20 protein-coding genes are annotated in these 22,175 nt (G+C 73.4%); 13 read left to right on the forward strand and 7 right to left on the reverse strand.

Features of this window, described 5'->3' with window-relative positions:
- Window positions 1-156 precede the first annotated feature (156 nt).
- The gene (locus tag VFV67_RS05635; protein ID WP_326467729.1) at window positions 157-411 is read left to right on the forward strand and encodes a hypothetical protein; all 255 of its coding nucleotides are present in this window, start codon (window positions 157-159) and stop codon (window positions 409-411) included.
- A 342-nt stretch (window positions 412-753) separates the two neighbouring features.
- Here VFV67_RS05635 and VFV67_RS05640 read toward each other — a convergent pair whose 3' ends face one another.
- Window positions 754-1,707: a nucleoside hydrolase gene (locus VFV67_RS05640; RefSeq protein ID WP_326467730.1), complete on the reverse strand. Its 954-nt coding sequence runs from the start codon at window positions 1,705-1,707 to the stop codon at window positions 754-756.
- Between the two features lie 36 nt (window positions 1,708-1,743).
- On the opposite strand from VFV67_RS05640, the gene VFV67_RS05645 reads away from it, so the two are divergent.
- Together VFV67_RS05645 and VFV67_RS05650 are read left to right on the forward strand one after the other, a co-directional pair.
- On the forward strand, window positions 1,744-2,502 hold the full coding sequence (locus tag VFV67_RS05645) for an acyltransferase (protein ID WP_326467732.1): 759 nt from the start codon (window positions 1,744-1,746) through the stop codon (window positions 2,500-2,502).
- 61 nt (window positions 2,503-2,563) lie between these two features.
- Window positions 2,564-3,175: a hypothetical protein gene (locus VFV67_RS05650; RefSeq protein ID WP_326467733.1), complete on the forward strand. Its 612-nt coding sequence runs from the start codon at window positions 2,564-2,566 to the stop codon at window positions 3,173-3,175.
- A 9-nt stretch (window positions 3,176-3,184) separates the two neighbouring features.
- Here the strand turns inward: VFV67_RS05650 and VFV67_RS05655 are convergent, their stop codons facing one another.
- Genes VFV67_RS05655 through VFV67_RS05665 form a run of 3 tightly spaced genes read right to left on the reverse strand, consistent with a single transcriptional unit; the run spans window position 3,185 to window position 6,713 of the window.
- Window positions 3,185-4,438, reverse strand: a complete 1,254-nt coding sequence (locus VFV67_RS05655; protein ID WP_326467734.1) for a glycosyltransferase family 4 protein — start codon at window positions 4,436-4,438, stop codon at window positions 3,185-3,187.
- Complete coding sequence (locus VFV67_RS05660; protein ID WP_326467735.1) at window positions 4,426-5,967, reverse strand: glycoside hydrolase family 57 protein; 1,542 nt, start codon at window positions 5,965-5,967, stop codon at window positions 4,426-4,428. The genes VFV67_RS05655 and VFV67_RS05660 overlap by 13 nt, the downstream gene beginning before the upstream one ends.
- Entirely contained in the window at window positions 5,964-6,713 is a 750-nt protein-coding gene (locus VFV67_RS05665; protein ID WP_326467737.1) for a class I SAM-dependent methyltransferase, read from the reverse strand. Before VFV67_RS05665 ends, VFV67_RS05660 begins: the two co-directional genes overlap by 4 nt.
- Before the next feature lie 155 nt (window positions 6,714-6,868).
- Between VFV67_RS05665 and VFV67_RS05670 the strand changes: the two genes are divergently transcribed.
- The 8 genes from VFV67_RS05670 (at window position 6,869) to VFV67_RS05705 (ending at window position 14,848) form a co-directional block, all read left to right on the forward strand.
- Window positions 6,869-7,654 carry an electron transfer flavoprotein subunit beta/FixA family protein gene (locus VFV67_RS05670; protein ID WP_326467738.1) on the forward strand — a complete coding sequence of 262 codons (786 nt, stop codon included), beginning with the start codon at window positions 6,869-6,871 and terminating at the stop codon, window positions 7,652-7,654.
- A gap of 23 nt (window positions 7,655-7,677) precedes the next feature.
- A complete protein-coding gene (locus VFV67_RS05675) occupies window positions 7,678-8,646 on the forward strand; it encodes an electron transfer flavoprotein subunit alpha/FixB family protein (RefSeq protein ID WP_326467739.1) in 969 nt (322 codons plus the stop codon).
- A 76-nt stretch (window positions 8,647-8,722) separates the two neighbouring features.
- The gene (locus tag VFV67_RS05680; protein ID WP_326467741.1) at window positions 8,723-9,493 is read left to right on the forward strand and encodes a GNAT family N-acetyltransferase; all 771 of its coding nucleotides are present in this window, start codon (window positions 8,723-8,725) and stop codon (window positions 9,491-9,493) included.
- On the forward strand, window positions 9,490-10,380 hold the full coding sequence (locus VFV67_RS05685) for a lysophospholipid acyltransferase family protein (RefSeq protein WP_326467742.1): 891 nt from the start codon (window positions 9,490-9,492) through the stop codon (window positions 10,378-10,380). Before VFV67_RS05680 ends, VFV67_RS05685 begins: the two co-directional genes overlap by 4 nt.
- Window positions 10,377-11,744 (forward strand): MFS transporter, encoded by a 1,368-nt coding sequence (locus tag VFV67_RS05690; protein WP_326467743.1) that lies wholly within the window; start codon window positions 10,377-10,379, stop codon window positions 11,742-11,744. Before VFV67_RS05685 ends, VFV67_RS05690 begins: the two co-directional genes overlap by 4 nt.
- A 44-nt stretch (window positions 11,745-11,788) precedes the next feature.
- A complete protein-coding gene (locus VFV67_RS05695; RefSeq protein WP_326467744.1) occupies window positions 11,789-13,021 on the forward strand; it encodes a cysteine desulfurase family protein in 1,233 nt (410 codons plus the stop codon).
- Window positions 13,021-14,097: a tRNA 2-thiouridine(34) synthase MnmA gene (mnmA, locus tag VFV67_RS05700; protein ID WP_326467745.1), complete on the forward strand. Its 1,077-nt coding sequence runs from the start codon at window positions 13,021-13,023 to the stop codon at window positions 14,095-14,097. Before VFV67_RS05695 ends, mnmA begins: the two co-directional genes overlap by 1 nt.
- Before the next feature lie 136 nt (window positions 14,098-14,233).
- Window positions 14,234-14,848, forward strand: coding sequence for a superoxide dismutase family protein (locus VFV67_RS05705; RefSeq protein ID WP_326467747.1), 615 nt, complete (start codon window positions 14,234-14,236; stop codon window positions 14,846-14,848).
- Between the two features lie 183 nt (window positions 14,849-15,031).
- Here VFV67_RS05705 and VFV67_RS05710 read toward each other — a convergent pair whose 3' ends face one another.
- Window positions 15,032-15,985 carry an NADPH:quinone oxidoreductase family protein gene (locus VFV67_RS05710; RefSeq protein WP_326467749.1) on the reverse strand — a complete coding sequence of 318 codons (954 nt, stop codon included), beginning with the start codon at window positions 15,983-15,985 and terminating at the stop codon, window positions 15,032-15,034.
- Between the two features lie 117 nt (window positions 15,986-16,102).
- On the opposite strand from VFV67_RS05710, the gene VFV67_RS05715 reads away from it, so the two are divergent.
- Complete coding sequence (locus VFV67_RS05715; protein WP_326467750.1) at window positions 16,103-17,824, forward strand: S8 family peptidase; 1,722 nt, start codon at window positions 16,103-16,105, stop codon at window positions 17,822-17,824.
- 17 nt (window positions 17,825-17,841) lie between these two features.
- A complete protein-coding gene (locus tag VFV67_RS05720; protein ID WP_326467752.1) occupies window positions 17,842-20,517 on the forward strand; it encodes a CHAT domain-containing protein in 2,676 nt (891 codons plus the stop codon).
- Here the strand turns inward: VFV67_RS05720 and VFV67_RS05725 are convergent.
- Window positions 20,495-21,121, reverse strand: coding sequence for a class I SAM-dependent methyltransferase family protein (locus VFV67_RS05725; RefSeq protein ID WP_326467754.1), 627 nt, complete (start codon window positions 21,119-21,121; stop codon window positions 20,495-20,497). The genes VFV67_RS05720 and VFV67_RS05725 overlap by 23 nt on opposite strands.
- Window positions 21,122-21,138: 17 nt before the next feature.
- Window positions 21,139-22,164 (reverse strand): S-adenosylmethionine:tRNA ribosyltransferase-isomerase, encoded by a 1,026-nt coding sequence (locus tag VFV67_RS05730; protein WP_326467755.1) that lies wholly within the window; start codon window positions 22,162-22,164, stop codon window positions 21,139-21,141.
- Between the last annotated feature and the right edge of the window lie 11 nt (window positions 22,165-22,175).

Genomic DNA, 22,175 nt, shown 5'->3' on the forward strand with positions numbered 1-22,175 from the left:
ACGATGGGATGAATCCCGACCATTAAAGGTTTAGGATCCGGCCCATGGGGGAATGCACTGGTCGCTATGAACGTTGATCATGGGATAGCGGAACTGCGGACCCGCGGGTTCGTGTTTCAGGCCGTGCCGGACGATACCGGTGAAGTGTGTGTGATCGTGGGCACATTCGGTTGGCCGGACTGCTACGACCGGCTGCACATCTGGGGTGAGGACGAGGCGGTCGCCGCCCGGATGGTGCCCGGTCAGCGGCACGGTGCCGACGACGTGGTGTGGGCATACGAGGACGACGCGGTCGGCGCGATCCGCGCATTGCTCGACCTGCCCCCGCCGGACGAGCGCGGTGCCCCGCGGCTGGCCAGACGTGCCCCCGCCAGCCTGTGGCTGCCGCAGTACCGCCTCTCCGGAATTTAGCAGTACCACCGCTCCGGGATTAACTGCTGTTGTTGGGTTCCAGCAGGTGGTGCGGTTGGCGGGTTGGTTGTGGCTGGGTTGCGTCACGGTGCCCCTGAGGTTGCGTCGGGTGGGCCGAGACTTTCTCAGTGATCAACTGTGCGGCAGGCCCTAGACCGCGCCTGGCCCGGAAGGCTATGGTGCTAGGAGCGGAATGTTGCGGCGCACAACAAACCGGTTTCGTTGCGGGAGAACGCAACCGAGCAGGTGCCAGCGGCGGGAAGGTCGCCAGCTGCTGGCCAAGACCGGGCCCGTGTGCCGGCAACGCGCTCCCTATCTCACCGGCACGCGGGCCCGGCCCGATCAGCCGGCCAGCCGGGCCAGCAGGAACTCCCGCACCTCGTCGACGTCGGTTTCCACCGCGATCTCCAGTGACCGGGCCAGCTTCGAGCCGAACGTGGCGATGATCTCCGGTTCCCGCCGGTCCACCACCAGCGCGCCGCGGCTCGGGCCGAACGCGCAGTCCACCTCGACCGGATAGGTCCTGGTGCGCAGCAATCCCGGCCGGATCGCCTCGGCGACCGCGATCGCGTCGTGCAGGATCGTGCATTCCTTGCCGAAGAACGCGGTGTAGTGCGCCACGTAGTCGGCGGTGAGCCCGACCAGCGTCTCGCCGAGCGGTCCGGCGGCGGCCAGCCGGTCCAGCCACGGCCGCTCGACCATGCACTGGAAGGTCAGGTCGATCGGCACCAGCACGGTCGGCACCCGCTCCTCGACCAGCACCCGGTGTGCGGCCTCGGGATCACTCCACAGGTTGAACTCGGCCCGCGCCGTGGTGTTCCCGCCGGACACCGCGCCGCCCATCACCACCAGCCGCTCGATCTTGCCGCGTAGGCCCGGATGGGCGGCGAGCAGCAGCGCGACGTTGGTCAGCGGTCCGATCGGGACGATCGTCACCGGTTCGGTGGCCGCCCGCAGCAGCCGCGCCATCAACTCGACCGCGTCCGCCTCGACCGGTGCGGCCCCGCCGGACGGCAGCAGGTGCGCGCGCCCGGACAGGCCGTCGCTGCCGTGCACCAGTTCCGCCTCGTGCACCTGCGGATACACCAGCGGCCGCTCGGCGCCCATGGCCACCGGGACGTCCGTGCGCCCGCACAGCGCGAGCACCCGCAGGGCGTTGCGGGTCGTGGTCTCCAGGGACGCGTTGCCGAACACCGTGGTCACCGCGAGCAGGTCGATTTCGGGGCTGGCGCAGGCCAGCGCGAGCGCGAACGCGTCGTCCACCCCGGGGTCGGTATCGATGATCAGCGACGTCATGTGGCGCACGTTAGCGGCTGGGCTACCGTCTCGGGCATGACCACGATGTGGGGCTCGCCGCTGACCGACCGCTGGCGCCGCTCGCGCTGGTCGCGACGGGACCCCGAACAGGCCAGGTTCCTCACGCTGGCCTCGCTGCGCTGGGTGATCCGCAACCGCGCCTGGCGCCCCTGGTACCTGGTGCGCTACTGGCGGCTGCTGCGTTTCCGGCTGGCCAACCCGCACATCGTGCTGCGCGGCATGGTGTTCCTCGGCAAGGACGTGGAGATCCATTGCCGGCCCGGTTACGGGCGGATGGAGATCGGCCGCTGGGTGCACATCGGCGACGGCAACGCGATCCGCTGTCACGAGGGCTCGCTGCGGATCGGCGACAAGGCGGTGTTCGGCCGGCAGAACGTGATCAACTGCTACCTGGACATCGAACTCGGCGACGCCGCGCTGGTGGCCGACTGGGTCTACATCTGCGACTTCGACCACGTGATCTCCGACATCCACGTGCCGATCAAGGACCAGGGCATCGTCAAGGCGCCGGTGCGGATCGGCCCGGACACCTGGCTGGGCACCAAGGTCTCGGTGCTGCGCGGCTCCCGGATCGGCCGCGGCGCGGTGATCGGCGCGCATGCCATCGTGCGCGGCGACATTCCGGACTACGGCATCGCGGTCGGTGCGCCGGCCCGGGTGGTGCGGGACCGGCTGGCCGACTACGAGGCCGATGCCGAACGCCGGGCGGCCATCGCCGACATGGCCAGGAAAGCGGGCGATGCCCTGGAACGGACGCTGGAGGACCAGCGTTAGCCGGGTTCATCGCCCATTCGCCCGATTGCGGTGAAGTGGTTGCCGCGGCGATGCTTTGTCGATGGTGGTGCTTGCGCAACCGGCCGCCGACGTCTGGTTCTTCGGCCGGGTGGACGCCGATGTGTTCGCGGCCTGGGGCGAGGCGATGGGGGCGGCCTGCACCTTTCTGGCCGTCGTCGTGGCCTTGGGGATCGCGCTGCGCGACGGCCGGTACCGGGATGCCGAACGCCGGGACAACGAGATCGCGCACGCCCGGCTGGTGTGCGGATTTCGGGAGTCCGACCCGCCGCGGCTGGTGATCGGATACACGAACCACGGCACCGGCCCGATTACCAGCGTGCGACTGGTCGACGTGGTCGGGCGGTTCGGCGAGATCGCCTCGGTGGGCTGGTCGATCGGCGGCTCGAGCGAGCCGTACGTGCTCGCCGCCATCCGACCCGGGCAGACCGTGACCACGCCGCCGATCACCGTCGCCTGGCCGGACGGCTGCCAGGTCGACGAGAAGGCGGCGCTGTACTACCCCACGATCCTCTTCGTCGACGGAAACGGTCGCTGGTGGGAGCGCCGGGCCTACGACCAGCCGCGCCGCCTGTTCAGCTCACCCGCGCCGGTCGCGCGCCTTCCGGTCCGCACCACCCCGGAACGCGACGACAGCCTGACCCGGCTGCACTGACCGGCGCGCTCAGGCGGTGAACGCGTTGCCGGAGGCGATCTTCGGGCGACCCAGCGGCGGGACGTCGCGGATCTCGGTGCGCCGGTAGACCTCCGCGGTGGCCGCGGCGATCTTGTTCCAGTCGAAGTCCTCGGCCAGCCGGGCTTTGGCGCGGCGGGCGCGCCGGTCGGCGGCCACCGGGTCGTCCAGCACCGCGCGCACGCAGCCGGCCAGCCCGGCCAGGTCGCCGGGCGCGAAGGACAGTCCGGTCTCGCCGTCGATCACCACCTCGCCGAGCCCGCCGGTGGCGGCGGCGACCAGCGGCGCGCCGGCCGCGGCGGCCTCCAGCGCCACGATCCCGAACGGCTCGTACCGGCTGGGCAGCACCACCACGTCGGCCGCGGCCAGGCAGGCCACCAGTTCCTTGTCGGGCAGGTGCCCGGCGAACCGGACCGAGCGCGCCACCCGGTGCTTGCGGGCCAGGTTGGCCAGCGGCGGTCCCTGCCGGCCGCGCCCGGCCACCACCAGCCGGGTGCCCGGGTGGGTGCGCCGGATCCGGGGCAGTGCGGTGATCAGGTCGTGCACCCCCTTCTCCCACTCCAGCCGGCCGAAGAACACGATCAGCGGCTCGCCGCGCGGACTGAACCGCTTGCGGGTCTGCCGCACCGCCTCGGCCGGCACCCGCCAGCCGCGCGGCTCGATCCCGTTGTGGATCACCGCGATGCCCTCGGCGTCCACCTCGAACAGGAGCGCCGCCTCGGTACGCATCGCCGCCGAGCAGGTGATCAGCGCGTCCGCCCGGTTCGCCAGCCACCACTCGACCGAGTGGATCTGCTGGTTCAGCGGCTGGGACAGCCAACCGCTGTGCCGGCCCGCTTCGGTGGCGTGGAACGTCGCCACCAGCGGCACCCCGGCCTGCTCGGCCAGCGCGATGGCCGGGTGCGTGACCAGCCAGTCGTGCGCGTGCACCACGTCCGGCCGCCAGCGGCGCAGCAGCCCGAGCCCGGCCCGGACCATCGCGTGCCCCATCGCCAGCGTCCAGGCCACCAGGTCCTTCTCGAACACCAGGTGGGTCGGGTCCTCGGCCACCCGGATCAGCCGCACGCCCTCGTGCACACTGCGCGCGGTGGGGTGGGTCAGCGCGTCGGTTCCGGCCTCGTGCCGGCACAGCACGACCACCTCGTGGCCCTGCTCGGCCAGGTGCTTGGCCAGTGCGTGCACGTGCCGGCCGAGCCCGCCGACCACGACCGGCGGGTACTCCCAGGACAGCATCAGGACGCGCATGATGTGAGGGATCCTCGCACCAGGGTGCGCAGGCCCCGTGCGTCGAGGTGCCCGAACAGCCCGTCCCGGGCGCGCAGCCGCTCGGCCCGCCGCGCCGCCGCGTCCCGCTGTCCGGTCCGGATCAGCCCGGCCAGCTCGCTGAACGCGGCGCCGTGCTGGGCCGCCCGGCGGCGCGCGTAGTCGGCCGCGGAGTCCTTGGTGACCATGAACGCCCAGTCGCTGGACAGCGCCAGCAGCGCCTCCCGGACGGCCTGGTCCAGCGCCGGATCCCGGGCGGCGCCGGCCATCGGCAGGGCGAGCAGCTCGTCCTGCACGGCGGCGCCGGCGGCCACCAGGTCGGCGACCTGCTCGCCGTCCCACACCCGCCAGTCCTTGCCCGAGCCCCAGGACGAGGCCGGCAGGTCCACCGGCTTGCCACGATGCCCGGCGGCCAGTGCCCCGCGCAGCGTGGTCACCCGCACCCCGGCGGCCGGCAGGGCCCGCAGCACGGTCTCCAGCCAGGCCGGGCCCTCGTGCCACCAGTGCCCGAACAGCTCGGTGTCGTAGGCGGCCACGACCAGTGCCGGGCCGCCGTGCCGGGCCCGCAGTGCGGTCAGCCTGGCCACCACGGTGTCGACGAAATCGTTGGCGTGCCGGCGAACCGCGGCCGCGGCAAGCTCCGGATCGTAGGGCTGCTTGGCCTCCGGCGGCACGTGCCGGCCGGTGACCCGGGCCGGCTTGAGGCCGGACGGGTGGTCGAAGGTGTGGAAGTCGCGGTACGCGGCGTGTCCCGGGTAGCCGGCCTTCGGCGACCAAACCCGGTAGGTCACCTCGAGATCGCGGCCGAAGCACACCACGTCCGACGTGCCGACCGGTCGCGGCGCGTGCGTGTCGCCGCGCAGCGCCGGACCGTCCACCAGGAACCGGCGCACGCCGACGCGCTGGTAGTCGTGCTCCATCCCTTGCGCGAAGCCGCATTCCGGTGCCCAGATGCCCACCGGCCGGTGCCCGGTGCGGATCTCGGTGTCGGAAAGCCCGGTGCGCAGGGCGAAATCCCGCACCGGCGGGCGCAGCAGCGGCTGGAACGGGTGGGTGGCCGGACCGCCGAGCAGCTCCACCACCCCGGCGTCCACCAACGGTCGCAGTACCGGGGAGAACCCGTGCCGCCAGCGGGACTCGAACTCCCGGATGGCCCACTCGGCGGTGCGGTACTCGCTCGCGGCCAGCGCCTTGAGCAGTTCGTCACCGCCCCGCCAGCGCCCGGCGGCGTACTGCGCGCGCAGCTGCCAGGTGCCCAGCCAGTCGTGAAACCCGCGCAGCGCATAGGGATCGTCCAGCTGCGCGGCGAGCACCGGGGTGACCCCGATGGTCAGCACGTCCCGGCTGCCCTCCGCGGCGAACCGGCGCAGCAGGTCCACCACCGGCAGGTAGGAGTGCGCCCAGGCCTGGTAGAGCCATTCCTCGCCGACCGGCCACGAGCCGTGGTGCGGCAGCCAGGGCAGATGGCTGTGCAGCACCAGGCAGAACGACCCGACCGGCGCCGGGCTCACCGGACCGCCACGGCGAGCAGGTCCAGGCTGGCGGCCAACTCCGTGGTGCCGACCACGAAGTCGTCGGTGGTCACCGAGGTCACCGCCTCCAGCAGTGCCGGCGGCCACGCTCCGCCGCCGACCGCGACCGCCACCTGGGCGGCGATGATCGACCCGCCGAGCCGTGTGTCCAGCGCCCGCAGCCGGGGTCCGTGCCGCACGCCGGCCAGCAGCTCGACCGTGAACCCGGCTTCGGCCAGCAGCCCGGCCAGCTCGTCCGGGTCCAACTCCCTGGTGTGGAACGGGTTCAGCGGCGTGTCCCGGCCTGGCGAGAAGGTCAGCCGGTTCGGCGTGGTGACCAGCAGCCGCCCGCCCGGCCGCAGCACCCGGTGGCACTCGGCCAGAAAACCCCGCTGGTCCCACAGATGCTCGATCACCTGAAGATTCGCCACGACGTCCACAGTGGACGACCGGACCGGAAGTCGGGCCAGGTTCCCGCGCACCGCGCGCACCGCCGGGTAGGCCAGCCCGACGTGCCGCACGGTCGGCTGGTCGTAGTCCATTCCGCACACCAGCCGGGCGGTCCGGGCCAGCAGGTCGGCCCCGTACCCCTCGCCGCACCCCGCCTCGAGCACCACGGCCCCGGCGCAGTACGGCGCCAGCGCCGCATACGCCGCCTCGTGCCGCCGGAACCAGTAGTTCTCCTCGGGCACCCCGGGCACGGTTCGCTCGCCGGTGAGCGGCAGCGCCTCGACCTGATCAGTCACGGACCAGCACGGTAACCGATCCCGGACGACGGCTAACCTGTGTGTCAATCGGGTGAGCACGATCACGATGGCCCGCGCGGTTTCGCGGGTACCCCTATGCTACTCGCAAGTAACATGTGCCGGAGGCTCGCGAGCCGGGAGGTCGGAGCAGAGCAATGCCAAACATCGTTGTCCTGGTGAAGCAGGTGCCGGACACCTACTCGGAGCGCAAGCTGACCGAAGGTGACCACACCCTGGACCGTGACTCCGCCGACGCGGTGCTCGACGAGATCAACGAGCGGGCCGTCGAGGAGGCCCTGCTGCTCAAGGAGGCGCAGGGCGGCGAGGTCACCGCGCTCAGCGTGGGCCCGGAGCGGGCGGCCGAGGCGATCCGCAAGGCCCTTTCCATGGGCGCGGACAAGGCCGTGCACGTGTCCGACCCGGCCCTGCACGGCGCCGACGTGGTGCAGACCGCCAAGGTGATCGCCGCCGCCATCGGCCGCATCGACGGCGTCGACCTGGTGATCGCCGGCAACGAGGCCAGCGACGGCGGCGGCGGTGCCGTGCCGGCGATCCTGGCCGAGCTGCTCGGCTACCCGCAGCTCACGCACGCCCGCAAGGTCGAGGTGGACGGCGGCACCGTGCGGGTCGACCGGGAGACCGACGACGGCATCATCCACCTGGAGGCCGGGCTGCCGGCCGTGATCAGCGTGGGCGAGAAGATCAACGAGCCGCGGTACCCGTCGTTCAAGGGCATCATGGCGGCCAAGAAGAAGCCGGTCGAGACGCTGACCGTGGCGGATCTCGGCATCGACGCGGGCGAGGTCGGGCTGGCCAACGCGTGGTCGGCCGTGGTGGAGGCGGCGCCCAAGCCGCCGCGCTCCGCCGGGCAGCGCGTCACCGACGAGGGTGACGGTGGCGCGGCGATCGCCGCGTACCTGGTGTCCCAGAAGCTGATCTGAACGGCAAGGGGAGTAGTCAGAAGATGTCCGAGGTCCTGGTTCTCGTCGAGCACGCCGACGGCGAGGTCAAGAAGGTCAGCTACGAGCTGCTCACCGCCGCCCGAGCGCTCGGCGAGCCGTCGGCGGTCGTGGTCGGCGCGCCCGGCACGGCGGCCAAGCTCCGGGAGTCGCTGGCCGGCTACGGCGCGGCCAAGGTCTATGTCGCCGAGTCCGACGACGCGGCGAGCTTCCTGGTCACCCCGACGGTGGACGTGCTGGCCGCGCTGGTCGAGCAGACCTCCCCGGCGGCCGTGCTGGTCGCCGCGTCGGCCGAGGGCAAGGAGGTGTCCGCCCGGCTGGCCGTGCGCACCGGCTCCGGTCTGCTCTGGGACGCGGTCGGGCTGGAGGGCTCCGGCGGCGACGTGACCGCCGTGCAGTCGATCTTCGGTGGCGCGTTCGTGGTGAAGTCCAAGACCACCAAGGGCGTGCCGATCGTGTCGGTGCGGCCCGGCGGCCTCGAGGCCGAGCCGGCCCAGGGTGCCGCCGCCGAGGAGGCGGTCAGCGTGCCGGCCGCCGATCCGGCCAGGTCGGCCCGGATCACCGGGGTCGAGCCGGTGGTCGGCGGCGACCGGCCGGAGCTGACCGAGGCCTCGGTCGTGGTCTCCGGCGGCCGCGGGGTCGGCAGCGCGGAGAGCTTCGCCGTGGTCGAACAGCTCGCCGACACCCTCGGCGCGGCGGTCGGAGCGTCTCGCGCCGCGGTCGATTCCGGGTACTACCCGGCGCAGTTCCAGGTCGGGCAGACCGGCAAGACGGTGTCCCCGCAGCTCTACATCGCGTTGGGCATCTCCGGTGCCATCCAGCACCGGGCCGGCATGCAGACCTCGAAGACGATCGTCGCGGTGAACAAGGACCCGGAGGCGCCGATCTTCGAGATCGCCGACTTCGGCGTCGTCGGAGACCTGTTCAAGGTGGCGCCCCAGCTCACCGAAGAGGTCGCCAAGCGCAAGGGGTGAGAAGTTCACCTGTGCTGCACGCGAAGGTCATCGGATAACGGTCCCGGACGTCGTCTCGGCCCCGTAGACCAGCAGCATGACGACGTCCGAGCTGCTGATCGCCGCGCCAGGCACCGGGACAGACGCCCCCCGCTACACACTGCTGCTCACCAGGGATCCGGCCGAGGTCGCCGCCGCACAACGGCTGCGCCACCAGGTGTTCGCCGGGGAGATGGGCGCCAGGCTGCACAGCCCGGTGCCCGGCCTCGACGTGGACTCCTTCGACGAGTTCTGCGATCACCTGGTGGTCCGCGCGGAACCGGCCGGCGAGATCGTCGGCACGTACCGGATGCTGCCGCCGGACCGGGCCGCCGAGGCCGGCCGGCTGTACGCCGAGTCCGAGTTCGACCTGACCGCCGTGCGTCCGCTGCGGGACACGCTGGTGGAGACCGGCCGTTCGTGCGTGCACCCGGACCACCGCACCGGCGCCGTGGTCAGCCTGATCTGGGCCGGCATCGGGCGCTACCTGCTGCTGTCCGGCCACCGCTGGCTGGCCGGCTGCGCCTCGATCCCGCTCACCGACGGCGGATCGCTCGCCGCCGGGGTGTGGAACGCCGTGCGGGACAAGCACTTCGCGCCACCGCGGTTCCGGGTGACGCCCCGGGTCCCGTTCCCGGTCGGCACCGTCGCCGCGCCGGCCCGCACCGTGCTGCCGCCGCTGCTGAAGGGTTATCTCCGGCTCGGCGCCTGGGTCTGCGGCCCGCCCGCGCACGACCCCGACTTCGGCGTCGCGGACCTGTTCGTGCTGCTCGGCATGGACCACGTCGACCGGCGCTACCTGCGGTTCTTCCTGGGGGATCTGGGATGAGCCACGCCTGGATGCCGACCTCGCCGTGCGGTCCGGGCTGCCTGACCGGCGACGAGCCGACGGTGGGCCGGGTGCGCGCCGCCGGGCGTCTGTGCCGGACCGCCGGGGTGCTGGTCACCGCGCTGGCACTGGCTCCGGTGGTCGGGTTGCTGCCCCGCAGCCGGCGGGCGAGCGTGCTGCGCCGGGTGTTCCGCGGCCTGCTGCGCGCGGTCGGCGTGCGGCTCGCGGTGCGCAACGCCGCCGGGCTGCGACCGGTACCCGGCCGGGGCGCGCTGGTGGTGCACAACCACATCTCCTGGCTGGACATCGTGGCGATCAACGGTGTGCGGCCGATGCGCGCGCTGGCCAAGCGCGAGGTGCGCGGCTGGCCGCTGATCGGCGCCCTGGCCACGGCGGCGGGTTCGGTGTACCTGGACCGGGAGCGGCTGCGCACCCTGCCCGGCACCATGACGGAGCTGGCCGGGGTGCTGCGCGGCGGGTCCATGGTCACCGTCACGCCGGAGGGCACCACCTGGTGCGGGCAGGCGTCCGGACGGTTCCGGACCGCGACGTTCCAGGCGGCCATCGACGCCGGGGTCCCGGTGATCCCGGTGGCGCTCCGGTTTCGGGCGGCCGGCGGGCGGGAGACCAGCGCGCCCGCGTTCATCGGCGCTGAGTCGCTGGTCGAGTCCATCCGCCGGGTGGTCCGGCTGCGCGGGCTGGTGCTGGAGCTGGAAGTGCTGCCCGAGCTGCGTTCGGAGCGGGCCGCCGACCGGCGGGAGCTGGCCGCGCTCGCCGAGGCGTCGGTGGACCTCGCGCTCGGCCGGACCCTGCTGCGTGCGGAAATTCCGTACCGGAGCGCCCGGCTGGACCTCGGCCGCGCTAGAGGTTGCACCATGGACTGGTGACGACCGCCGTCGACGTCAACCCGCTGTGGAGCACGCGGTACCGCGCGACCACGCTCGGGCTGGTCCTGCTGATCACGATCGTCGCGTTCGAGAACCTCGGCGTTGGCACGGCGATGCCGAAGATGATGGCCGAGCTGCATGGCGAGGACCTGTACTCGTGGCCGTTCACCGCGTTCCTCGCCGCGAACCTGATGGCCACCGTGCTCGCCGGCCGGGTCTGCGACCGGTTCGGGCCGGTGCCGGCGTTGGTCGGCGGGCCGACCGTGTTCGTGGCCGGGTTGCTCCTCGCCGGCTCCGCCACCGGGATGCCGGTGCTGCTGGCCGGCCGAGTGCTGCAGGGCCTCGGCGGCGGCGCCCAGATCGTCGGGGTCTACGTGCTCGTGGCGCTGGTCTACCCGGAGCGGGCCCGGGCCCGGGTGTTCGGGCTGATCGCCACCGCCTGGGTGGTGCCGGCCCTGGTCGGTCCGACCGCGGCCGGGCTGATCACCGAGCGGCTGGGCTGGCGCTGGGTCTTTCTCGGCCTGGCGCCGTTCGCGCTGCTGGCCATGCTGCTCATGACGCCGGCCCTGCGCGGGCTGCCCACGCTGGACGAGTCGGCGGCACCGGCCACCCCGCGTCGCGGTGTGCCGCTGGCTGCCGTGGCGACCGGGCTGGGTCTCACGGCGCTGACCTGGGCGGCACAGCATCCCGGTGCCGGCACCCTGTGGCTGGGCCTGGCCGGCGTGGCGGTGCTGATCCCGGCCCTGCGGGTGCTGCTGCCGCGCGGCACGCTCACCGCCCGGCCGGGGTTGCCGGTGACCATCCTGTCCCGGGGCCTGCTGGCCGGAGCGTTCTTCGGGGCCGAGGCGTACCTGCCGCTGACCCTGGTGTCCGTGCACGGCTACTCGCTGGCGATGGCCGGGCTGCCGCTGACGATCAGCGCGCTGGGCTGGGCGTCCGCGTCGCACTGGCAGGGGCGGCACCCGGACCTGTCCCGGCCGGTGCTGATCCGCACCGGGTTCCTGGCGCTGTGCCTGGCCCTTGCGGCGATCACGCTGGTCGCGCCGAGCTGGGGACCGGCGTGGCTGTCCTACCCGGTCTGGCTGGTGGCCGGGGCGGCCATGGGACTGGCCTTCCCGAGCATCAGCGTGCTCACCCTCGAGTACGCCTTACCTCGCGACCGGGGCTTCGCCGCCTCCGCGCTGCAGGTCTCCGACAACGTCTTCGCCGCCGTCATGGTGGGTTTCGGCGGCGTGTTGCTCACCACAATGGCCTCCGCGGCCGCGCCGACGGCCGCGGTGATCCCGGCAGACCTGCTGCTGGCGGGGGTGGCGCTGATCGGCGCGGTGCTCTACCGGCCGGCCCGGACCACACGGCCCGCGTAACGCCGATGCCGGCCGGGCACCGTGCCGACTACCCTGAGGGGTTGATGACCTATCTCGATCACGCGGCCACCACGCCCATGCGCCCCGAGGCCGTGTCCGCGATGACCACACTGATGGCGGAGGCGATCGCCGGCTACGGCAACGCCTCGTCGCTGCACGCCTCCGGGCGCCGGGCCCGCCGGGTGGTCGAGGAGGCCCGGGAGGAGATCGCCGCCGCCCTCGGTGCCCGGCCGTCCGAGGTGATCTTCACCGGCGGCGGCACCGAGGCCGACAACCTTTCGGTCAAGGGCATCTACTGGGCGCGCCGGGCGGCCGATCCGGCCCGGCGGCGGATTCTGGTCTCCGCCGTCGAGCACCACGCGGTGCTGGATGCCGCGCACTGGCTGGTCGAGCACGAGGACGCCGAGCTGACCCTGCTCGAGGTGGACGGGTTCGGCCGGGTGCACCAGGACACGCTGCGCGCCGCGATCGCCGCCGACCCGGACAGCGTCGCGCTGGTCAGCGTGATGTGGGCGAACAACGAGGTCGGCACGGTCAACCCGGTGCCGGAGCTGGCCGGAACCTGCGCCGAGCACGGGATCCCGCTGCACACCGACGCGGTGCAGGCGGTCGGCGCGATCCCGGTGGACTTCGGCGCGGCCGGGCTGAGCGCGCTGACCCTGACCGGGCACAAGATCGGCGGGCCGTACGGGGTCGGGGCGCTGCTGCTCGGCCGGGACGTGCCGTGCACGCCGCTGCTGCACGGCGGCGGCCAGGAGCGGGACCTGCGCTCGGGCACCCTGGCCGCGCCGGCGATCGTGGCCCTGGCCACCGCGGTGCGGCTGGCCACCGAGGCCCGGGCGGAGCGGGCGCAGTCGTTGGCCGGCCTGCGGGACGAGTTGGTCGAGGCGGTGCGGGCGGCGGTGCCGGACGTGGCGCTCAACGGCGATCCTGGCGGCTCCGACGTGAACGGCGCGCCGTCCCGGCTGCCCGGCAACGCCCACCTGACCTTCCCCGGCTGCGAGGGCGACAGCCTGCTGATGCTGTTGGACGCCAAGGGAATCGAGTGTTCGACCGGCTCGGCGTGCACTGCCGGGGTGGCCCAGCCCAGCCATGTGCTGCTGGCCATGGGCCTTGACCCGGCGGCCGCGCGCGGGTCGCTGCGGTTCTCCCTCGGGCACACCTCGAACCGGGCCGACGTGGCGGCCGTTGCCGAGGCGATCGGCCCGGTGGTGGCCAGGGCCCGCAACGCCGGGATGGCCGGCATGCGGAAGTCGGCCCCGCGGTGGGGGAGCTGATGCGGGTACTCGCGGCGATGAGCGGGGGGGTGGACTCCGCGGTGGCGGCGGCCCGAGCGGTGGCCGCCGGACACGACGTGGTCGGCGTGCACCTGGCGCTGTCGGCCAAGCCCGGCACGCTGCGCACCGGGGCCCGTGGCTGCTGCACGGTCGAGGACGCGCGGGACGCCCGGCGGGTCGCCGACATTCTCGGCATCCCGTTCTACGTCTGGGATTTCGCCGAGCGGTTCACCGAGGACGTGATCGAGGACTTCGTCGCCGAGTACGCCGCCGGCCGCACCCCGAACCCCTGCCTGCGGTGCAACGAGCGGATCAAGTTCGAGGCGTTGCTGGACAAGGCGCTGGCGCTCGGGTTCGACGCGGTGTGCACCGGGCACTACGCCCGATTGTCCATTGTGGACGGATCGCCGGAGCTGCGGCGCAGCGCCGACGCCGGCAAGGACCAGTCCTACGTGCTGGCCTCGCTGACCGCCGGCCAGTTGCGGCACGCGATGTTCCCGCTGGGTGCGTCGGTCAAGAGCGAGGTCCGGGCCGAGGCGGCGGCGCGCGGGCTGGCCGTCGCGGACAAGCCGGACAGCCACGACATCTGCTTCATCCCGGACGGCGACACCCGGGCGTTTCTGACCGGCCGGCTCGGCGAGCGGCCCGGTGCGCTGGTGGACGGCGAGACCGGGGCGGTGCTCGGCCGGCACGCCGGCGTGCACGGGTTCACCGTCGGCCAGCGGCACGGGCTGGGCATCGACGCGCCGGCGCCGGGCGGGCGGCCGCGGTACGTGCTGGCCCTTGAGCCGGTTTCCGGCACCGTGCGGGTCGGTCCGCGGGAGGGGCTGCTGGTCCGGGAGATCGTCGGCGGGGCGCCGGTCTGGCCGTCCGGGCGGGCGCTGTCCGGGCCGGTCGCCTGCGTGGCCCAGGTACGGGCGCACGGCGGGGTGGCGCCCGGGGTGGCATCCGTTGTGGACGGTGCGCTGACGGTCCGGTTGGACGAGGGCCTGCGGGGGGTCGCACCGGGGCAGACCGTGGTGGTCTACGCCGGGGATCTGGTGCTCGGCAGCGCCACGATTGGCACAACTCGCTAGTTGTTCAATTAATCGAGTTATTCAAATCAGCGTTCCGCCGAAAAGGGGAACCTGGGGGGCATTTGTGGCACTTTTTCCGGGTTACTGGGTAATTCTCGTCATGCGCCAAGGCGGGTTCCCTTGGTAGCAAGGGTGCATGACAAAGAACCGCGTTTTTCGCTCGCTCGCCTTTTTCGGTCTGCTCGGCGCGGCGGTCGCCCTGGTCGGTTTGACCCAGGGCGCGCCGCAGTCCGCCGAGGCGGCCGACGGCGGACGGCTCGCCCACGCCACGGTTCGCGACGTCAACGGAACCGCACTGGGCACCATCAACCTGGTCCAGGACCGGGGCAAGATCGCGGTGTCCGGTCGGCTGACCGGGATCGCGCCGGGGTTCCACGGCTTCCACGTGCACTCGGTCGGCATCTGTGACCCCAGAGCCACCGACGCGACCGGCGCCGTCGTTCCGTTCGCCTCCGCCGGGCCGCACCTCAACCCGGGCGGCGTCGGCCACGGCGGCCACGCCGGTGACCTGCCGCTGCTCTACGTGGCCGCCGACGGCACCACCATCACGACCACGTCGACCGATCGCCTCACCGCCGCACTGCTCTTCGACACCGACCGCAGCGCCATCATCGTGCACGCCGCCGCGGACAACTACGCCAACATCCCGACCCGCTACTCCGCGGCCGGCGTCCCCGGCCCCGACGCCGCCACCCTCGGCACCGGCGACGCCGGCGCCCGCTTCGCCTGCGGAATCGTCAACCGCGGCTGACCGAACCGGACTCTCGGCAAGCCCACGTCCCGGGAGGGGTGGCCCGCCCCGCGCGCCACCCCTCCCACCCACCACCCGAGTCGCGAATGGGGGTTCGGCGAGATTTGCCCGCGCGGGGTCTGAATTCGGAGTTCCGCGCACCCGAATGGGTATTTCGGTTGCCCAAATTTTGGCAACTCGCGGTCAGCGGGTGGGATCGAGGACGAGTTTTCCGGTGGTGCGGCGGGCGAGCATGTCCTCGTGGGCGCGGCGGGCCTCGGACAGCGGGTACTCGCCGCCCGGGATCACGTGCAGGGTGTCGGCGGTGGCGGCCTGCACCAGGTCGGTGAGGGCGCGCTGGACCAGGCCGGGCTTGGTGAAGGCGTGCGGGAGCCACAGGCCGGCGACGGTGGACGAGTGGCTGAGCAGGTTGCGCGGGTCGAGGTGGGACGGCTGCTCCCGGCTGGCCATGCCGAAGAACGCCAGCCGGCCGAGCGGGGCCAGGGCGCGCAGGCTCTGATCGAACACCCGGCCGCCGGTCATCTCCAGCACCACGTCCACCCGGTCGCCGCCGTTGGCCTCCCGGATGGCGGCGGTCAGGTCCTCGGCGGCGGGGTCGATCGCCGCGTCCGCGCCGAGGGAAAGGGCCAGTTCCCGCTTCTCCGGGCTGCTCGCCGACGCGATGATCCGCCCGGCGCCCATCGCCCGCGCCAGCTGCACGGCGAGCGAACCGACCCCGCCGGCCGCCGCGTGCACCACGACCGACTCGCCGGGCTCGAGGTGCGCGCTCTGGCGGAGCAGCAGCCACGCGGTGGTGCCCTGCACGATCAGACCCAGCGCGGTCACGTCGTCAATGGACGGCGGAACGTCGAACACGAACGGTTCGGGTGCGACGGCCAGTTCGGCGTAGCCGCCGTTTCCGGTCAGCGCCACCACCCGCCGGCCGTCCGGCGTGTGCCCGACGACCTCCCCGCCCGGCACGAACGGCACCGTGGCCGGGGCCAGGTAGGAGTTGTCGGCATTGTGCGTGTCGGCGTAGTTGATTCCGGCCCGGTCCACCGAGATCAGCACCTGTCCCGGCCCGACGGTTGGTTCCGGCAGGTCAACCGGGGTGAGCACCTCGGGTCCACCGAACTCGTTGATCTGGATCGCGCGCATCGGTTCACACTATCGGCCGGTCCGCTAGCCTCTTCGCGGCGCAACCCGTTACGTCATCCTCCCGATCTTCGACCTATGCAGTGCACAACTAACCAACTTTCTTTGGGGTGAGCGAGCATGGCTGAAGCCAGTCCGAACGGCGACTGCAGGCCCACGGACCCGCGACGCGCTCCGTCTCAGACCATCACCATCCCGGGAGACGTTCTGGCACGGCACGGGCTGCGCATTCTCGACCCGTCCACCTGTGTCCGGGACTGGAACGGGCGGCGGCCCGAGTCCACCGTGTACCGCGCCGACACCCTGCTGATCCCGGTGCGCGACGCCGAGTCGTTCCGTCCGGACCGCAACGACTACGACCCGGTGCTGGAGGGACTGGGCATCCGGCTGCGGCCCCCGGACGACCCGCGCTGGCGGGAACGGCTCGGCGCGCTGCCCAACCAGCGGTCGGTGCCGGTCCCGCTGGTGGCCAGGGATCCGATCGGCCGCGAGGCGCCGGACCCGTGGGCCGCGCTGGTGGCGCTGCGCACCAGGTTCCCCCGCGAGCGGGGCCAGGGTGTCGTGCTGGACCACGGCGTGTACTCCGCGGCGGTCCAGGGCGCGCCGTTCTCCGGCGGCGGCTCGGTCGGCACGCCGTTCTCCGGCGGTGGCGGGCTTGGCGATCCCCAGTCGATGACCAGCGGGCTCACCCTCTACACCGGCAGCCGCAACCCGGTGCAGTTCCTCGGCGCCCCGCCGGTCCGGCCGCCGGCGAAGTCGCTTGCCGGCGGGCGGCGGCCGGTGGTCGCGGTGCTGGACACCGGAATCGGCCGGCACCCGTGGCTGACCATCGGCGACCGGGGCAGCACCGGCTACGACCCGTACGTGCCGATCGGGGACATGACCACCGACCCGGTGGTCGAGGTCTCGCTGGCCTTCCAGCAGGCGCTGGCCGCCGCCGACATCGCCACCGCGACGGCCAGCGGCACCACGGCCACCGACCCGCTCGACTCGCCGTGCGAGGTGCGGGACTGGATCGACCCGCTGCTCGGCCTGACCGACTCGCACGCCGGCCACGGCACCTTCGTCACCGGCCTGATCCACCAGGTGTGCCCGCAGGCCCGGGTGCTGTCGCTGCGGGTGCTGCACAGCGACGGGTTCTCCACCGAGGGCTCGCTGCTGTTCGCGCTGGAGTGGCTGCGCCAGCGGGTGGCCGCGGCGCAGAGCAACAACCGTCCGGACGAGTTGGTCGACGTGGTCTCGCTGTCCCTCGGCTTCTACGCCGAGACGGCGACACCGGACGAGCTCGGCCAGGTGGCCGACGCGGTCCGACGGCTGACCGACCTCGGCGTGCTGGTGATCGCCGCGGCCGGCAACGACGCCACCACCCGGCCGTTCCTGCCGGCCGCGCTCGGGCTCGGCAACGAGATGCTGGCCGCGGTCGGTGCCCGCAACGCCTCGGGCATCACCACCGCCGCGTTCAGCAACTGGGGCGAGTGGATCAGCCGGTGGGCGCCGGGCAACGCGATGGTCAGCACGGTCCCGGTCTGGCAGGGACCACGGGAGGGTGGGCTGGTGTATCCGGACGCCGGCGGGCTCGGCCCGCGCTGGCGCACCGCGCCCGACGACGACGACCTCACCACCGGGTTCGCGGTCTGGGCCGGCACCTCGTTCGCGACCCCGGTGGTCTCGGCGACGGTGGCGCTGCAGATCGCGACCAGCGGCGGGCTGACCATGCCGCGCGGTTCGGTCGAACAGGCCATGGCGCTGATGAGCAAGGTCGACGAGCGGCTGATCGGCCACGGCTGGATGGACCAGCCGGACGTTCCGGCCGAGGTGTCCGCCGCGGGATTGTCCGGCTGACCCGTACTGTTTGCGCCATGTCGACCACGTCAGGCTCTCGGAAGCCTGCTGGTCGTGCCGCACAGCTGACCCGCGCCGCGGCGTTGCACCAGCGGGCCCGGGAGGCGGTCGGCGGCTACCGGTTCGGCCGGGGTCGGGCGCTGCTCGACGACGCGCTCGCGGTGCTCGACTCGCTCGGCGCCGATGACGCCGCCTCGGCCGCGCTGCGGGTCCGGATCCTGGTGAGCCTGGCCTACGCCGAGGCCGAAGCCGGCTCGCCTGCGGTCGGGCTGGACCGGCTGGCGAGCACCGGCGAGCACCTGGCCCGGCTGCCGCCCGGCCCGGGCCGGGCCGCGCTGGACGGTCTGGTGCTCACCCACCGCGGGCTGCTGCTGCACCGGGCCGGCCGGATCGGCGAGGGTCTCGCGCTGTTCGACGAGGCCATCCCGCGGCTGGCGACCGCGCTGGCCAGCGGGGTGGGCGATCCGGTGGTGCTGGCCAACACCTACCTCAACCGCGGCCGGGCCTACATCGACCTGTTGCAGACCGGCTCGGCGATCGACGAGTTCCTCGACTGCGTGCGGCTGTGCGAGCGGCACGGGTTGGACCAGATCGCCGCGAAGGCGCACCACAACATCGGCTACGTCGCCTACATGACCGGGGACATGCCGACCGCGCTGCGGCACTACGACGAGGCCGACCGCCGGTTCCAGGCGTTCGCGCCGAGCCTGTTGCCGACCGCCCGGCTGGACCAGGCCAGGGCGCTGCTGGTGGCCGGGCTGGCCGAGCGGGCCGCCCGGCAGCTGGACGACATGTTCCCGCGGCTGCGCCGGCAGCGGGTCAGCCAGGACCTGGCCGAGGCCGAGGTGACCAGGGCGGCCGCCGCGTTGCTGGACGGCGACGTGGCCGGCGCCCGGCGCTGGGCGCGGTCGGCCGAGCGCCGGTTCGCCCGGCGGGACAACGACCGGTGGGCGGCGATCGCGGCGCTGGCCGGGATGCGGGCCGAGACCGTGACCGCGCTGGCCTCGGGCCGGATCTCGACCACCCTGGTCGAGTCCCTGGTCAAGCTGGCCGACCGGCTCCGCGCGCTGCTGCTCGAGGACGAGACCGCGCTGGCACTGCTGCTGGCGATCCGGCTTGAACTGCGCCGGGACGACCGGCAGGCGGCGCTGCTGCTGCTCGACCAGGTGCCCCGGCCGCGGGCGACCTCGCCGGTGGACCACCTGATGCTGCGCAGGCTGTGCCGGGCCGAGCTGGCGGTGGCCGAGGGGAACACCCGGGCGGCGCTGGCCGAGGCCCGGTCCGGGCTGGCCGAGTTGGGTCGGGCGCGGGACCGGATGGGCGGGCTGGAACTGGTCTGCGGGACCGCGGTGCACGGCCGGGAGCTGGGCGAGCTGGCGATCCGGTTGGTGCTCGAGGCGCCAAGGACCAACGCCCGGGTGCTGTTCGGCTGGCTGGAACGCACCCGCGCCCAGGTGTACCGGTACGAGCCGATGCCGGAGATCGACGATCCGGTGCTGTCCGAGAAGGTGACCGAGCTGCGCTCGCTGACCCGGACGGTCCAGTTGGAACGGGTCGCCGGCCGGACGGTGGAGCGGGTGGCCAGGAAGGCCGCGTCGGTGGAGCGCGAGGTGCTGCGCCAGGGCTGGTACGCCAGCCGGTGGGGCCGGCCGCGGCCGGTGGCCGGGTTCGCCGAGGTGGCCGACGCGCTCGGCGACCGGGCGCTGGTGGCGTTCGCGACGCACGCCGACGAGCTGATCGCCGTGGTGGTCACGGCGTCCCGGGCCCGGCTGGTCCGGCTGGGTTCGGCCGGGCTGGCCGCCGAGGCCGCCACCCGGTTCCACGCCGACCTGGACGCGCTGGCCCCGGACGGGCTGCCGGGCGCGCTGGCCGAGGTGGTGGCCCGGTCCGCCGCGCGGACCGCGGGCGAGCTGGACCGGCAGCTGATCCGGCCGTTGTCGGCGGCGCTGGACCGGGACATGGCGGCCGCGGCGAGGGCGCTGGACACCCAGCTGCTCCGTCCTTTGTGGATGGAGACGGGCGGGCGGGAACTGGTGGTGGTGCCGACCGGTGCGCTGTACGCGATCCCGTGGGGCAGCCTGCCGTCACTGTCCGGCTGTCCGGTGGTGGTCGCCCCGTCGGCGACCGCGTGGCTGGCCGCCGAGCGCAGCCGGTCCAGCGGCGAGCGGGTGGTGCTGGCCAGGGGACCGTTGCTGACCGAGGAGATCGCCGAGGAAGGTCCACTTCAGACGGTCTACCCGAACGCGGTGCGGTTGAGCGGAACCGCGAGCACGGTGTCGGCGGTGCTGGCCGCACTGGACGGCGCGGACGTGGCGCACCTGGCCGCGCACGGGGCGCACGAGCCGACCAACGCGCTGTTCTCCCGGTTGGAGCTGGCCGACGGTCCGCTGTTCGCGCACGAGCTGTCCCGGTTGCGCCAGCCGCCCGGGCAGATCGTGCTGGCCGCGTGCGAGCTGGCGATGTCCCACATCCGGCCGGGCGACGAGGCACTCGGCTTCGCCGGGGCGCTGCTGGCCGGCGGGGTGCGCACGGTGGTGGCCGCGATCAGCCGGGTCGGCGACCTCGCCGCCGCGACCGCGATGATCGGCTACCACACGAAGATCGCCGCCGGCGTGCGCCCGGCGGTGGCGCTGGCCGAAGCGGTGGCCGAGGACCCCTTGCGCCGCCCGTTCATCTGTCTTGGCTCTGGGTGAACCGAAACAGCCGCCGGTCCGGCCGGTAGGGCAGCGCGGCGCCGGTCAACCGGTGCGTGCCGACGCCGAACCGGAAGCCCGGCTCGGTGTCGAAGGCCACCTCCTGGAAACCGCTTTCGGCCAGCCAGGACCGGATGTCCGGGGTCAGGTCGGGCCGCTCGGTGTGCCGGGTCCAGACCACCGTGCCACCCGGCGCGCACAGCCGAGGCAACTCGGCGACGGTGTTGCGGATGTCCGCGTCGGTGAGGTTGCCGAACACGCCGCACACGATGGCGAGGTGCACCGGAACCACGCCGTCGTAGGCGCCGCTGTCCCCGGCGTCGCCGGTCACCACCTCGACCCCGGGCAGCGCGGCGCGCCGGGCCGCGGCGGCGTTGTCCGGGTCCAGCTCGACCAGCCGGGCCCGCACGTCGGACCGGCGGGGGTGGCCGGGCAGCACGCCGAGCAGGTCGCGGCCCTGGCCGGCGCACATGGACAGCACCCGGATCGGGCCGGGCGGCGCGGCGTCCAGCGCCTCCCCGATCCGCCGTTGCACCCAGCCGAGCCTGCGGTGCAGCGGCGATCCCGGTGTGTCGTAGTCCTGATGCCAGTCCACCCAGTTCATACCTGCCGACGTTACCGCTACGGCAGCAGCAGGTTGCTGTCGCCGAACTCGTGCCACAGGTACCCGCCGCGCACCGCCTCGGCGTACGCGGTCTCCAGCAGGCGGGGCCCGGCGATCGCGGCCAGCAGGTCCAGGTGGGACGCCCGCGGCTCGTGGAAGCCGGTGAGCAGCCCGTCGACCGCCCGCACCCCGAGAGTGGGCGTGACGACGAGCTCGGTCCAGCCGGCCGCCGGGCGGACCACGCCGTCCGCGCCGGCCGCGGTTTCCAGCGCCCGCACGGCCGTGGTGCCGACCGCGATCACCCGGCCGCCGGCCGCCCTGGCCTGGTTGACCACCCGCGCGGTGTGCGCGCCCACCGCGAACCGCTCCGGGTAGGGCCGCTCGTGTGCCTCCGGCGAGGCGACGCCGGTGTGCAGCAGCACCGGGGCGAACTGCACCCCGGCGCAGACCAGGCGGGTGACCAGCCGGTCAGTGAACGGCCGGCCCGCGCTCGGCATCTCGGCGCTGCCCGGCGTGGTGCCGAAAACCGTGCGGTAGTAGGAAAGCGGCCAGCGCTGCCGGACGTAGGAGTACCGGATCGGCGCGCCGAACGCGGTCAGGTACCCGGGCATCGCCGTGTCGACGTCGGCCACCCACAGCCGGCCCGCGGAGAACGGCTCGCGCAGGATCAGCGTCGCGCCGCCGATCAGCGGGTAATGCTCGCCGGCGGCGGCGGCCGGGTACGGCTCGGTGGCCTTGCCGGTGTTGCGGCGCAACTCGACCAGCCACGACCCGTCCGGCCGCTCGGTGGAGAAGTGCACGGTCAGCGTGCCGCCGGCCACCGGCACCGCGGCCGGCAGCGTGGCCGAGGTGTTCACCACCAGCACGTCACCGGGCTCGAGCAGGGCCGGCAGGTCGCTGAACCGCTGATGGCTCACCACATTGCCGGCCCGCCGGGCCACCAGCAGCCGGACCCGGTCCCGGGTCAGGCCGCGCGCCTCGGGCGGTTCGTGCGCCTCCAACTCCGCCGGCAGCGAGTGGAAGCCGAACCCGGTGGTGGTCATTTCTCGCAGCT

The sequence above is a fragment of the Actinophytocola sp. genome, from assembly GCF_035762905.1.
In the GTDB taxonomy this organism is placed as follows: domain Bacteria; phylum Actinomycetota; class Actinomycetes; order Mycobacteriales; family Pseudonocardiaceae; genus DASYTH01.